Source organism: Sulfitobacter sp. G5_S2_6_S6, from assembly GCF_054968505.1.
The window spans coordinates 93,134-105,971 of sequence record NZ_JBQKUI010000009.1; the positions used below are offsets into that span (position 1 = coordinate 93,134).

11 protein-coding genes are annotated in these 12,838 nt (G+C 62.7%); 7 read left to right on the top strand and 4 right to left on the bottom strand.

What is annotated here, in order from left to right:
* Positions 1-60 precede the first annotated feature (60 nt).
* From ACTRWK_RS14310 to ACTRWK_RS14325, 4 genes are all read left to right on the top strand, one after another.
* Positions 61-1,575 (top strand): class I adenylate-forming enzyme family protein, encoded by a 1,515-nt coding sequence (locus ACTRWK_RS14310; RefSeq protein WP_289081051.1) that lies wholly within the window; start codon positions 61-63, stop codon positions 1,573-1,575.
* Positions 1,572-2,213 (top strand): DsbA family oxidoreductase, encoded by a 642-nt coding sequence (locus ACTRWK_RS14315; protein ID WP_037964336.1) that lies wholly within the window; start codon positions 1,572-1,574, stop codon positions 2,211-2,213. Before ACTRWK_RS14310 ends, ACTRWK_RS14315 begins: the two co-directional genes overlap by 4 nt.
* 115 nt (positions 2,214-2,328) lie before the next feature.
* Entirely contained in the window at positions 2,329-2,811 is a 483-nt protein-coding gene (locus ACTRWK_RS14320; RefSeq protein WP_289081050.1) for an adenylyltransferase/cytidyltransferase family protein, read from the top strand.
* A gap of 90 nt (positions 2,812-2,901) precedes the next feature.
* Positions 2,902-4,137 carry a multidrug effflux MFS transporter gene (locus tag ACTRWK_RS14325; protein WP_005853775.1) on the top strand — a complete coding sequence of 412 codons (1,236 nt, stop codon included), beginning with the start codon at positions 2,902-2,904 and terminating at the stop codon, positions 4,135-4,137.
* Between the two features lie 161 nt (positions 4,138-4,298).
* Here the strand turns inward: ACTRWK_RS14325 and ACTRWK_RS14330 are convergent, their stop codons facing one another.
* Positions 4,299-5,600 (bottom strand): DEAD/DEAH box helicase, encoded by a 1,302-nt coding sequence (locus tag ACTRWK_RS14330; RefSeq protein WP_005853776.1) that lies wholly within the window; start codon positions 5,598-5,600, stop codon positions 4,299-4,301.
* A gap of 317 nt (positions 5,601-5,917) precedes the next feature.
* Entirely contained in the window at positions 5,918-6,961 is a 1,044-nt protein-coding gene (locus tag ACTRWK_RS14335) for an AbrB family transcriptional regulator (RefSeq protein WP_289081049.1), read from the bottom strand.
* A 134-nt stretch (positions 6,962-7,095) separates the two neighbouring features.
* Here ACTRWK_RS14335 and ACTRWK_RS14340 point away from each other — a divergent pair, with 134 nt between their 5' ends.
* Positions 7,096-7,965 carry a DMT family transporter gene (locus tag ACTRWK_RS14340; protein ID WP_289081048.1) on the top strand — a complete coding sequence of 290 codons (870 nt, stop codon included), beginning with the start codon at positions 7,096-7,098 and terminating at the stop codon, positions 7,963-7,965.
* A 69-nt stretch (positions 7,966-8,034) separates the two neighbouring features.
* Positions 8,035-9,312 (top strand): phosphopyruvate hydratase, encoded by a 1,278-nt coding sequence (gene eno, locus ACTRWK_RS14345; protein WP_009824746.1) that lies wholly within the window; start codon positions 8,035-8,037, stop codon positions 9,310-9,312.
* Between the two features lie 91 nt (positions 9,313-9,403).
* On the opposite strand, the gene ACTRWK_RS14350 is transcribed toward eno, so the two are convergent.
* Both ACTRWK_RS14350 and ACTRWK_RS14355 read right to left on the bottom strand, forming a co-directional pair.
* The gene (locus ACTRWK_RS14350; protein ID WP_289081047.1) at positions 9,404-10,042 is read right to left on the bottom strand and encodes a hypothetical protein; all 639 of its coding nucleotides are present in this window, start codon (positions 10,040-10,042) and stop codon (positions 9,404-9,406) included.
* A 333-nt stretch (positions 10,043-10,375) separates the two neighbouring features.
* Positions 10,376-11,521 carry an anhydro-N-acetylmuramic acid kinase gene (locus ACTRWK_RS14355; RefSeq protein WP_462843966.1) on the bottom strand — a complete coding sequence of 382 codons (1,146 nt, stop codon included), beginning with the start codon at positions 11,519-11,521 and terminating at the stop codon, positions 10,376-10,378.
* Positions 11,522-11,586: 65 nt separating this feature from the next.
* On the opposite strand from ACTRWK_RS14355, the gene tyrS reads away from it, so the two are divergent.
* Positions 11,587-12,837, top strand: a complete 1,251-nt coding sequence (tyrS, locus tag ACTRWK_RS14360; protein ID WP_074634826.1) for a tyrosine--tRNA ligase — start codon at positions 11,587-11,589, stop codon at positions 12,835-12,837.
* Position 12,838: the final 1 nt, after the last annotated feature.

The following is a 12,838-nucleotide window of genomic DNA, read 5'->3' on the forward strand; positions in this document are numbered from 1 at the left end:
TGGCTATAGCGCCGCGCCGGGGCGCTTGCAACGCTGCTGCGCGCGGGGTAGCGATTGGGCATGCTGTCCGTCTCTGCGTCCACCGGCTTTGCGCCTTGCCCCGCCCCGTTCAATCTTGCCGCCCATGTTTTGGGCCGCGCCGCCGATCTGGGCGACAAGACGGCGCTTGCCATTGTCGGGCCCGATCGCGTTGAGGCGTGGCGTTTCGACCAGCTTGAGGCCGCCGTGCGCGGCACCGCGACGGGGTTACTGGGCATGGGGCTGCGCCCGGGGGACATCGTGCTGATGCGTCTTGGCAATACTGTGGATTTCCCGCTGGCCTATCTGGGCGCGCTGGCCGCAGGCTTGGTGCCTGTCCCCACCGCCGCCGCACTGACAGAGCCGGAGGTTGCCGCGATCATCGCCACCCTCGCGCCCAAGGCGATCTTGCGTGATCCCGCCGTGCCCTGCCCGCCGAATGACACCACCGTCGATCTGGCCCAGCTCAGGTCCATGCGCGATTTGCCCGCGGCCCCCTGGCATATGGGAGACCCCGACCGGCTGGGCTATATCATCTATACCTCTGGCACGTCGGGCCGGCCGAGCGCGGTGATGCACGCACATCGCGCCATCTGGGCGCGGCAGATGATGGTGCGCGGCTGGTATGATCTGAAGCCCGAGGATCGGGTCATGCATGCAGGCGCGTTCAATTGGACCTATACGCTGGGGACCGGCCTGATGGACCCCTGGACCGCCGGTGCCACCGCCTTGATCCCGGTTGCGGGCGTGGCACCTGCGGATCTCCCTGCCTTGATGGCGCGGCATGAGGCGAGCCTTTTTGCTGCCGCACCGGGGGTGTACCGTCAGATCCTGAAACACCACGACCAGATCAACGTGCCAAGCCTGCGCCACGGGTTGAGCGCGGGGGAAAAGCTGCCCTCGGCCGTTGCCCGCGCGTGGCAGGCTGCCAGCGGCACGCCGATCTTCGAGGCCTACGGTATGTCGGAGTGTTCGACCTTTCTCTCCGCCTCTCCCGACCGTCCGGCGCGGGCCGGCACATTGGGCCAGCCTCAGGACGGGCGTCGCATCGCGTTGATCGGGACGGAAGGCCCGGTAGAGATCGGCCAAGAAGGCACCATCGCGATCCACAAGAGCGACCCGGGGCTGATGCTCGGCTATCTTGGCGCGCCGGATCAAACGGCCCAGAAATATCAGGGTGACTGGTTCCTGACCGGCGACCAAGGTGTCATGGGCACGGATGGGCAGATCACCTATCTGGGGCGCAATGACGATATGATGAACGCGGGCGGGTTCCGCGTCTCGCCGATCGAGGTGGAACAAACCCTCGCCAAATTCCCCGGCATCCATGCTGTCGGCGCGGCGGAGGTCGAGGTTAAACCCGACGTGACCGTGATCGCGGCCTTCTATACCGCCGATAGCCCGCTGGACGAGGCCGCGCTGGCACTTTATGCACAAGACAACATGGCGCGCTACAAGCAGCCGCGCCTTTTCATCCACCTGCCAGAGCTGCCGATGGGCGCGAATGGCAAACTGCTGCGCCGGTCCTTGCGTGCAGCCTATGAGGCACAACGATGACCCAGACGATCAAGCTTGATATCATGTCCGACCCGATTTGCCCTTGGTGCTATATCGGCAAGGCCCATCTGGACCGCGCACTGGAAAGCGAGCCGGACCACCCTTTCGCGATCGAATGGCACCCGTTCCAGCTTAACCCCGACATGCCTGCCGACGGGATGGACCGCCGTGCCTATCTGGAAGGCAAGTTCGGCGGCAAGGAAGGTGCGGTGCGGGCCTATGCCCCTGTGGTGGAACACGCCGAGAAAGCCGGTCTCAAGATTAACTTCGAGGCGATGCAGCGCACCCCCAACACGCTGAACGCCCATCGGTTGATCCACTGGGCCGGGATCGAAGGGCGCCAAACCGCTGCGGTATCGGCGTTGTTCAAAGCCTATTTTGTTGATGCGCGCGATATTGGCGATGCCGAGGTGCTCGCCGATATTGCCGACGGGATCGAGATGGATGCATCTGTTGTGACGCGTCTATTGGCGACGGATGAGGATATGGAAGACATCCGCAAACGCGACGCGCACAGCCGCGAGATGGGCATCAACTCCGTCCCGACCTTTATTGTGGGCGGGCGTCATGCGGTGCCGGGCGCGCAGCCGCCCGAGCTTTGGAAGAAAGTACTGGCCGAGCTGCGCAACGAAGGCTGAGGCCACGCGCCCGCACTGGCAATATGCGGCAGAAAGGCTTTGCCTTTGTGCTGAAACCCGCCTAGAATCAATCAGATAAAGGGGCAAAGACCCCTATCCAGATCGAGCGGGCAGCATGAAATACGATATACCCTTTCCCTTTATGGGACGCGGGCGGGCGACGGTGGTGACACCGGCGGCGCGCCCGTCCAGCTTCACACCCTCCACGCCAATGACGCGGACGATCCTGACCTATGGCGGGTTCGACGGATTCCACACCGGTCACGCCGACTGGCTACGGCAGTTGGCCCGGATGGGCAGCGATCTGGTCGTCGGCTGCCAGAGCGAACAGTTCTGTCAACGTGCGGGGCGTCCGGCGCATAGAGGCTTTGCCGCCCGCCGTGCGGTGCTGGAGCGGTGCCGCTATGTCTCGCGGGTCATTCCGCTTGAGACATGGGATCAGGTGCGCAGCGATATCGTGAATTACAACGTCTCGGTATTGGCCCTGCCCGCGCATCTTCCCCTGCCGATGTCGGGACTGGACGAGATCGTTCAAGTATTGCGTTTGCCGGTGACCACCCGCGAGACAGAGCCGCGCCAGCGCGCCCGAGCCAGCTGACAGCGCGACGCCGATTGCACTATCTGTAAGGCAGCCTTATGAACACCATAGGCTGCGCCCTGCGGCCCACCGTGACGATGGAGCCGATGGATGACCGACGACCGCCCCGACATCAACATGAGCCGCCCCGAGTTTGTGGCGCTGATTGCGATGATGTTTGCAATCATTGCTTTCTCGACCGATGCAATGCTGCCTGCCCTGCCCGAGATCGGCGCAGAGCTCTCGCCTTTGGATATGACCAAAGTCCCGCTGATTGTGACCGCCTTTATTCTGGGGATGGGGATGGGCACTTTTGTCACGGGGCCGCTGTCGGATGCTTTCGGGCGCAAGAATATCATCTACCTCGGGTCTGCGATCTATATCTCGGGGGCTGTGGTGGCGTGGCTGAGCCAATCGCTGGAGGTGATGCTGATCGCGCGGGTCGTGCAGGGTGTGGGGGCTGCGGGCCCTCGGGTTGTGGCGCTTGCGGTGATCCGCGATCTGTATTCCGGCCGGCAAATGGCCAAGATCATGTCTTTCGTGATGATGATCTTTGTCGTCGTGCCCGCCTTTGCCCCTGCAATGGGGGCTGTGATCATCGCCCTGTCCGATTGGCGTGGCGTATTCTTGTCGTTCATCGTTTTCTCGGCAACCTGTGTGGTCTGGGCCATGCTCCGCCTGCCCGAAACCCTGCCCAAGCCCAAGCGTCGACCTTTGCAGATCGGCCTGCTGTGGAACGCCGTGAAAGAGATTTTCAGCAACCCGATGGTGTGTCTGTCGATCACGGTGCAGACGCTGGTGATGGGGTTCTTGTTCTCGACGCTGATGCTGGTGCAACCCATTTACGACCAAGTCTATGACCGCGCCGAGAGCTTCCCCTTCTGGTTTGGCGTCGCGGCGCTGATCTCGGGGACGTCGAGCCTGCTGAACGCGCTGCTGGTCGTCCGGCTAGGGATGCAGCGGATCGTGATCCTTGCGCTTGGGCTGCAGATCGTATTGTCGGGCCTGATGCTGGGTCTTGGTCTGGGCGATCTGCCAGAGCCCTATGGCTTTGTCTTTTTCCTGATGTGGCAGGCGTCGCTGTTCTTTCAGGTGGGGCTGGTGATGGGCAACCTCAACGCGCTGGCGATGGAGCCTTTGGGCCACATCGCTGGCATGGCGGCGTCGGTCATCGGGGCCGTGTCGACGGTGATGGCGGCCATGCTCGCCTCGCCCATCGGGTTGATGTTCAACGGCACGATCACGCCGCTGATCGGCGCGGTACTGACGCTGGCGACACTCGCCTTTGCGCTGATGCTGCTTCTGGCGCGGGTCAACCGGCAGGCGGCAGCAGACCCCGCGGAATAGGGCTGAGCGACCACGTGGTGGCGGACGGTGCAGGTTTCGCCCTTCGGGCGAGGATTTAGAGCCATTTGGAAGCGCGGACCATGGCGCTTTAGAGAGAGGTGACAAAAAGGGGCACCGCTAATGGCGGTGCCCCTTTTGATTGTGCGTTGATACCTGCGCGCTTATGCGGCGCGCTGCCCGGCTGGCTTGCGACGACGCCGCGCGGCACCGGCGGGTTTACCCGCACCGCCGCCATTGCCACCGCCCCCGTTGCCGCCACCGCCACCGGGGCGACCACCGCGACCACGACCGCGTCCGCCGCGACCCTTTGGCTTGGCGGGTTCGTCAATCGCTTCCCACGGACGGCCGGAGGCCACGGGGATCGAGATTTTCATTGTCTTCTGGATATCTTTCAGCTCGCCCATTTCATCCGGTGCGCAGAAAGCGATCGCCGCCCCGTCTTTGCCCGCGCGCGCGGTCCGGCCGATACGGTGGACATAATTGTCGGGCACATTGGGCAGCTCGTAGTTGTAGACGTGCTTCACGTCGGGAATATCCAGACCGCGGGCGGCGACATCCGTTGCTACAAGCACGGTGACCTCGCCTTTCTTGAAGGATTCGATGGCGCGGTCTCGCTGACCCTGGCTTTTGTTGCCGTGGATCGAGGCGGCTTTGAAACCGGCCTTGACCAGATCTTTCATCAGCTTTTCACAGCCGTGTTTGGTCCGCCCGAACACCAGGGCGCGTTCCTCGGTGTGTTTGCCAAGCAGTTCGATCAGCAGGGATTTCTTTTCCGCCTTGGCGATGAAATGCACCTCTTGGGTGATCTTGTCCGCCGCCTTGCCCGGAGGCGAGACTTCGATGCGGATCGGGCTGTTGAGGTAGCTGTTGGCGATCTCGTTCATCAGTTTCGGCATGGTTGCCGAAAAGAGCATGGTCTGACGCTCTTTCGGCAGCACCGCCGCGATCTTGCGCAGATCGTGGATGAAGCCCATGTCGAGCATCTGGTCTGCTTCATCCAGCACAAGGAAAGTGGTCTTGTGCAGCAGCACCGCGCGGCGGTCCATCAGGTCCAGCAAGCGCCCGGGTGTGGCCACCAGCAGGTCGACGCCGCGCTCCATCCGTTTGATCTGCGGGTTGATCGACTGGCCGCCGACAATCATCATGGTTTTCAGCTGGGTGCCTTCGCAGAACCCTTTGAGGTTCTCCATGATCTGGTTGGCCAGCTCGCGGGTCGGGGCCAGCACCAGCCCGCGCACGGTGCGCGGCTCAGGGCGGGCTTCGCGTTCCAGCATCTGGGCCACCAGCGGGATACCGAAGGCAGCGGTCTTGCCGGTGCCGGTCTGTGCCAGCCCCATCACGTCGCGGCCATTCATCCCGTGGGGGATCGCCTGTTTCTGGATCGGGGTCGGATCGGTCATGCCCATGTTGGTCAAGGCTTTGACCAGACGGCGCGGCAGGCCCATCATTTCAAAATCGCTCATCGTTTTGTCGTCTTTCCGCGGGATGCGGGGCAAAGCCCCTTCCCGCCATAGCAATCACGCGGGCCCTGTCGATGCAGGGAAACCGCGAGGGACGCAAAGCAGATCGCAGGGGGCAGCCTAGTGCCAACACCCTGTCTGTTGCGCTTGGCCCCACGCGTGATTTTGGGAACATCGGCGGCCTTTTGTTCAGCTGTCATAAGACGCGACGATTTTAGGTCGACAGGTCAAGGGCTGGTCTGCTCACGCGGCAGAAGGCATCGCTTGCGCCCCAGATGGGCTGTTTGGGCGGCAAAGTCAACGGTGCTGTGAAAGATAGCCTAGCGCGGGGTGCTGCGCGCCAGCATCAGCGGCAGCACAGCGCTGAGGATGAACAGGCGCATCATGTGGCAAGCGGCGACGAAACCCGGGCTGATCCCCAGCACGCTGCCCATGGCGATCATGGTCTCGAACCCACCGGGCGCAAAGGCCACGAGGATATGCGCCAGCGGCATGCCAAGCGCCATAGCGACCGGGATCGCCCCCAGCAGGGCCAACCCCACGGCAAGGCAGGTCACAGCCAGCCCTGCGGCAAGCCCCTTGGTCAGATCGTCAAGCCGCACGCCGGAGAACCGCGTGCCGATCAAGGCGCCGAGCACCACATAGGCGGGCATCACCAGCCACAGGGGCAGCACACCGGGGGCGAGCCCTGTCACATGCGCAAGCGATGACACCAGCATCGGCCCGATCAACATCGGCGCGGGCACCCGGATGCGCCCCAGCAGCACCCCTGCCCCGACGGATAGCACCGCCATCACCAGCAATGTCACCCCGCCCATAACGGGGCCGTCGGGCACGATGGACCCGCCCAGATCAACCCCCATCGCCAGTGCGACAAAGGGCACCACCAGCGTGAGCGACAACAGCCGCACCGACTGCGTGGTCGAGATACGCACCGCATTATCCCCGCCATCGGCCGCCATCGCCAGCACAAAGCTGAGGTGTCCGGGGGCCGAAGCCAGCAGTGCTGCACGACGGTCAAAGCCAAAGAACCGCGCCAGCAGCCACCGGCTGAGCACCAGCATCGCCCAGACCAGCACGGCCATCCCTACAAAAGCCAGCGGCCAGCGCAGCATGGCATCGACCGCATTCTGGTCAAACCCTGCCCCCACCGACAGGCCAATGACGACAAAGCAGATGTTGCGCAGCGGCAGCGACACCCCCATGCGCCCGCCCGCCAGACCGGCCAGCGACACCAGCACCGCAGGCCCCAGCAGCATGTAGATCGGCGCGTTCAGCAGCCAGCCGATACCGGCCCCCACCGCGCCGATACAGACGGTGAAAACGGTCGTAAGCGTATCAGACGGGGGGCGCGGCCATTTCATACGCTTGTGCTAGCAGTTGGTCCCTTCCGCCACCAGCCCCGTCACGGGATGCGCCGCGAGGCTTGCACATCCCCCGACAAAGGGACATGCATCCACTGACGGAATTTTAGAACGATTGTATGAAGGAATAGGATATGGACAATCTGCGCGGCGCTTTGATCATGGTGCTGTCGATGTTGGGCTTTGCCATTGAGGACATGTTCATCAAGCTGATCGGGACGGATATCCCGATCGGGCAGATTATCTTTATGCTCGGGACCGGTGGCGCGCTTTGCTATGGTGCGATGGTGGTGATGAAGGGCGAACCCTTGATGGATCGCGCGATGCTGACCCGCCCGATCCTGCTGCGCGCCTTGGGCGAGATCGTCGGCACCTTGGGGTTTGTATCGGCCATTGTGCTGACGCCGATTTCTTCTGCCTCGGCCATCTTGCAGGCGACACCGCTGGTGGTGACCCTAGGCGCGGCGCTGTTTCTGGGCGATCCCGTCGGCTGGCGCCGGTGGAGCGCTATTCTGGTTGGTATGCTGGGCGTCTTGCTGGTGATCCGCCCCGGGATGGACAGCTTTCAGGCGCTGTCCCTGCTGGCGGTGCTTGGGGTGCTGGGGCTGTCCTTGCGTGATCTGGCGACGCGGCGGGTGCCGAAATCGACCTCTACGTTCCAGCTGTCGTTCCTTGCGTTTCTGGCGTTGGTCCCTGCAAGCCTGCTTTTCATGCTGGGCACGGGCACGGATTTTGCGCCGATGTCGGGGGTGCAATGGTTGTTCATGGGGGCGGCGCTGACGACCGGCATGGTCGCCTATTACGGCATCGTCGCGGCCATGCGTATCGGCGAAATCAGCTTTGTCACACCGTTCCGCTATGCGCGCCTGCTGTTCGCGATGGTTGTGGGCATCACGATCTTTGGCGAACGCCCCGATCTGCTGACCTATGTTGGCGCAACCATCATTGTTGCCTCGGGCATCTATACGGTATGGCGTGAGCGAAAGGTCAAAGAACAGGCCTGAACACTTTCCATCCTCCCCCCGGCGCGCTAAACCGCTGCGCAATTGTCATCTGCAAAAGGATAGCCCCTTATGAGCACGATCATCGACATCCACGCCCGCGAAATCATTGACAGCCGGGGCAACCCCACGGTCGAAGTCGATGTGACGCTTGAAGACGGCACCATGGGCCGTGCGGCCGTTCCCTCTGGCGCATCCACCGGTGCCTATGAGGCGGTAGAGCGTCGCGATGGCGACCAAAAGCGCTATATGGGCAAGGGCGTTCTGGAAGCCTGCGCCTCGGTCAATGGCGAGATCGCGGATGCGCTGGTCGGCATCGACGCGACAGAGCAGGTCGAGATTGACGGCACGATGATCGAGCTGGACGGCACCGACAACAAGTCGCGTCTGGGGGCCAACGCCATTCTGGGCGTCTCCCTCGCGACGGCGAAGGCCGCGGCTGATTATTGCTCGCAGCCGCTCTACCGCTATGTGGGCGGCACCTCTGCGCGCATGCTACCCGTGCCGATGATGAACATCATCAACGGGGGCGAGCACGCGGATAACCCGATCGACATTCAGGAATTCATGATCATGCCCGTCGCGGCAGAGAATATCCGCGACGCGGTGCGCATGGGCTCCGAGGTGTTCCACACGCTGAAGAAAGAGCTTTCGGCCGCAGGTCTGTCCACCGGTATCGGCGACGAAGGCGGCTTCGCACCCAACATCAGCTCCACCCGCGATGCACTTGATTTCATTCTGAAATCCATCGAGAAAGCAGGCTACAAACCGGGCGAGGAAATCTACCTCGCGCTGGATTGCGCGGCAACGGAATACTTCAAGGACGGCAGCTATGTCCTTTCTGGAGAAGGGAAAACCCTGACCAGCGCCGAGAATGTGGATTATCTGGCGGCCCTCTGCGCCGACTACCCCATCATCTCTATCGAGGACGGCATGTCCGAAGACGACTGGGATGGCTGGAAACTGCTAACCGACCGTCTGGGCGACAAGATCCAGCTGGTGGGCGACGATCTATTCGTGACCAACCCCGAACGTCTGGCCGAAGGCATCAAACGGGGGTCTGCCAACTCCATGCTGGTGAAGGTCAACCAGATCGGCACCCTGTCCGAGACGCTGCAAGCGGTCGACATGGCGCATCGTGCGGGCTTTACCAACGTGATGTCCCACCGCTCGGGCGAGACCGAGGACGCGACGATTGCGGATCTTGCTGTTGCGACGAACTGCGGTCAGATCAAGACGGGCTCGCTCGCGCGGTCCGACCGGTTGGCGAAATACAACCAGCTGATCCGCATCGAGGAATCGCTTGGCGTGACAGCGGAATACGCCGGTCGTTCGATCCTGAAAGGTTGATCGCGGGGGGGGCAGTTCGCCCCGCCCGAAGATACGAAAGCGCGCCCGATCAAGGCGCGCTTTTTTTGTGCTTGCGGTGTCGCGCCCGGTGTCAGCTTTGGATCTGACGCAACAGGCCCGACTTGGTAAAGCCCACACGGATCATATCTGTGTCACTTTTCAACATCGGCATCTTGATCTGGATCGTCCGCGGCTGCGCGCCAAAGGCGACGTTCATCCGGATGGTGGCCACGAATTTGCCTTGCGTCGACGGGCGCACGTCTTCGATCATACCGACGACTTCGCGGTCGGTGGTCATGACCGTAGCGCCCAATGCCGCCGTGATCGGGACAGAGGCCGCGGCGCGGGACACATCGCCGCTGACACTGCGCGATACCGCGGCAGTCGCGCTGCCGGTCGTCCCGCTGTCGTCGGTCGTCGTGCCGCCGCCGCTGTTGGACCCGCCGGTGCTGCCGACACCCACGCCAACGCCCGCGACGGAACCCCCGCCAACCGAGGCCCCGACACCAGCGCCCACGCCGCCGACAGAGGCACCCGCCCCCGCGCCGACGCTGCCTGCGCCCACACCAACACCGACATCCGCGGCGGACCCGTGGCCGACGCTGGCCCCTACGCCCGCGCCAATACCGCCCACGCTGGCACCGACGCCGACATCCAGCGCAAAGGCCGACGTGGCGATGAATACCGTTGCAACCGAAGTTGCGGCGTTTTTAAGAAACATACTCGTCATGGTCATTCTCCTTTTGAAAAGGAACGGCGCAAGCAAAGCCCCCACTTTCTGCGCCACCGTTCTGAGGTAGTACAATTCAAGGTAGAACCACCCAGATTCCAAGCAAGGAAACAGACTGTTTACGGAACGCCGCTATGCAAGCGGGCAACAGCCCCTTGCCACGTCGGAGACCCGCGCCGCATAGCTAACTTATTCGGGAAAAACGAAGAATACCCACGACCATAGCGCGAAATGCTAACAGGCGACTCACGCCGCAACACGTCCTGTCCAGAGAAAAGCGCAGGTCACAGGGGTGACGATACGCTGGCGCGAAACCCATCAAAGGGCCTTATTCTAAACGCTGATCGCCTCCGTCGGCATGCTCACGGTGCCGCCCCCGACCGCAGCCCGCACCCCCGTGGTGCCGGGGCAAGAGGTCGGCAGCCCGCGCGCCACCCGCACGGCAAGATATCCGAAGGCCTGCGCCTCCAGCATATCACCGTCCAGCCCGATCTCTTCTATCGGCATGACCGGACAATCCAGACTGACGCTGAGCATCTTCATCAACACAGGGTTGTGCCGCCCGCCCCCTGTGACCAACACACGATCGGGCAGACGCGGACAATGCTGCATTGCTTCGGCCACGCCAGCGGCACACATCGCCGTCAGCGTCGCGGCGGCATCTGCGTCCGACAGTTCGGTCACCAGCGCGACCATCTCGTCAAAATCGTTCCGGTCCAGCGACTTGGGGGGCATCCGTGCGAAATAGGGCTCGGCCAGAAACAGCTCAAGCGCGCCGGTCTCGACCTGCCCGCGCGACGCGGTCTTGCCGCCCTCGTCAAAGGGCAACCCCAGACGCGCCTGCATCAGATCGTTGATGGGTGCATTGGCAGGCCCCGTGTCGAAAGCCAGCAGCGCGCCCTCCGCCTCGGGCAAGGGGATCGCCGGATCCACCCAGGTCAGGTTGCCCACCCCGCCAAGGTTCAAAAAGGCCACCGGCCCCGTCAGCCCCGCATAGCGGGCGCAGGCGTGGTGAAAGAACGGCGCGAGCGGTGCGCCCTCTCCGCCCAGATGCACATCGGCGCTGCGGAAATCCCACACGACGGGCAGCCCCAGATGATCCGCCAGCGCGGCACCGTCGCCCACCTGCAACGTCCCCTGTATGCGCGGCGCATGGGCCAGCGTCTGTCCGTGAAAGCCGATCAGATCGACATCGGTATACCCGCCAAGGGCATCGATATGCGCCGCCTCGACCACCTGCGTCGCCGCCGCCACCTCTGGCCCTGACCATTTGCCGAAACCGGCCGCGATGGTGCGGCGTTCCTCGGCTGAATAGCTGCGGTAGCTCGACGTGCCGAAGCCCATGATATCGCGGCCGTCTGTCTCAATCACCGCAACGTCCACCCCGTCGAGCGAGGTGCCGCTCATCGCGCCTGCGGCCCGCAGCGGGCCTGTTTTCGCGATCCGTGTCGGGGTTCTTGCCCCTTGGGCCTTATTCATGGCCTTTTCCTTTGTCTGCTCAGCACCTATAGAGTGCACCACCACCCAAGCTGAGGGCAAGCACCATGACATACCACCCCAAATCCGATTTCATCCGCATCATGATGGAGCGCGGCTTTCTCGCCGATTGTACGGACTATCAGGGCCTTGATGACGCTCTGATCAACGGGGCTGTGCCTGCCTATATCGGCTATGACGCGACAGCGAAATCCCTTCATGTGGGGCATCTGATGAATATCATGGTGCTGCGCTGGTTGCAGAAATGCGGCGGCAAACCGATCACCCTAATGGGCGGCGGCACCACCAAAGTGGGCGACCCGTCGTTCCGGTCGGATGAACGCCCCCTGCTCGACAACGCCGCCATCGACGCCAATATCGCCGGCATGCAGCAGGTGTTCGAGAAATACCTGTCCTACGGTGACGGCGACAGCGACGCGATCATGCTGAACAACGCCGAATGGCTGGACAATCTGAACTACCTCGAATTCCTGCGCGACATCGGGCGGCATTTCAGCGTGAACCGGATGCTGTCGTTCGAAAGCGTCAAATCCCGTCTTGATCGGGAACAGTCGCTGTCCTTCCTCGAATTCAACTACATGATCTTGCAGGCCTATGACTTCCTTGAACTCAACCGCCGCTATGGCTGCCTGCTGCAGATGGGCGGCTCGGATCAATGGGGGAATATCGTCAACGGGATCGACCTGACCCGCCGCGTGCTGGATCAAGAGATTTTCGGGCTCACCACGCCTTTGCTGACCACCAGCGACGGCCGCAAAATGGGCAAATCCCAAGGCGGCGCGATCTGGCTGAACGGGGACATGCTGTCGCCTTACGAGTTCTGGCAGTTCTGGCGCAACACCACCGATGCGGATACGGGCAAGTTTCTCAAGATCTTCACCGAACTACCGGTCGAGGAATGCGACCGTCTGGGCGCGCTGGAAGGCTCCGACATCAACGCGGCCAAGATCATTCTGGCGAACGAGGTCACGACCCTGCTGCACGGTGCCGAAGCCGCAAAGAATGCCGAAGCCACGGCACGCGAAGTGTTCGAAAAAGGCGGCGTCGGCGATGACCTACCCACCCTGACGCTCAGCGCGGCGGATATCGGCGACGGCATCTCTATCGTACAGTTGATCGTGAAATCCGGTCTGGCCGGCTCGGGCAAAGAGGCAAAGCGTCTGATCACCGAAAACGGTGCCCGCTATAATGACGAACCGCTGACAGACGCAGGCCTGATGGTCGATGCCGCCACGCTGGCCACACCGATCAAGCTTAGCGCGGGCAAGAAACGCCACGCGCTGGTACAACTGGGCTAAG

What these genes read in the sequence shown, in the direction of transcription:
- ACTRWK_RS14310 (WP_289081051.1), top strand. Translation starts at nt 61, where the DNA reads ATGCTGTCCGTCTCTGCGTCCACCGGCTTTGCGCCTTGCCCCGCCCCG.
- ACTRWK_RS14315 (WP_037964336.1), top strand. Translation starts at nt 1,572, where the DNA reads ATGACCCAGACGATCAAGCTTGATATCATGTCCGACCCGATTTGCCCT.
- ACTRWK_RS14320 (WP_289081050.1), top strand. Translation starts at nt 2,329, where the DNA reads ATGAAATACGATATACCCTTTCCCTTTATGGGACGCGGGCGGGCGACG.
- ACTRWK_RS14325 (WP_005853775.1), top strand. Translation starts at nt 2,902, where the DNA reads ATGACCGACGACCGCCCCGACATCAACATGAGCCGCCCCGAGTTTGTG.
- ACTRWK_RS14330 (WP_005853776.1), bottom strand. Translation starts at nt 5,600, where the DNA reads ATGAGCGATTTTGAAATGATGGGCCTGCCGCGCCGTCTGGTCAAAGCC.
- ACTRWK_RS14335 (WP_289081049.1), bottom strand. Translation starts at nt 6,961, where the DNA reads ATGAAATGGCCGCGCCCCCCGTCTGATACGCTTACGACCGTTTTCACC.
- ACTRWK_RS14340 (WP_289081048.1), top strand. Translation starts at nt 7,096, where the DNA reads ATGGACAATCTGCGCGGCGCTTTGATCATGGTGCTGTCGATGTTGGGC.
- eno (WP_009824746.1), top strand. Translation starts at nt 8,035, where the DNA reads ATGAGCACGATCATCGACATCCACGCCCGCGAAATCATTGACAGCCGG.
- ACTRWK_RS14350 (WP_289081047.1), bottom strand. Translation starts at nt 10,042, where the DNA reads ATGACGAGTATGTTTCTTAAAAACGCCGCAACTTCGGTTGCAACGGTA.
- ACTRWK_RS14355 (WP_462843966.1), bottom strand. Translation starts at nt 11,521, where the DNA reads ATGAATAAGGCCCAAGGGGCAAGAACCCCGACACGGATCGCGAAAACA.
- tyrS (WP_074634826.1), top strand. Translation starts at nt 11,587, where the DNA reads ATGACATACCACCCCAAATCCGATTTCATCCGCATCATGATGGAGCGC.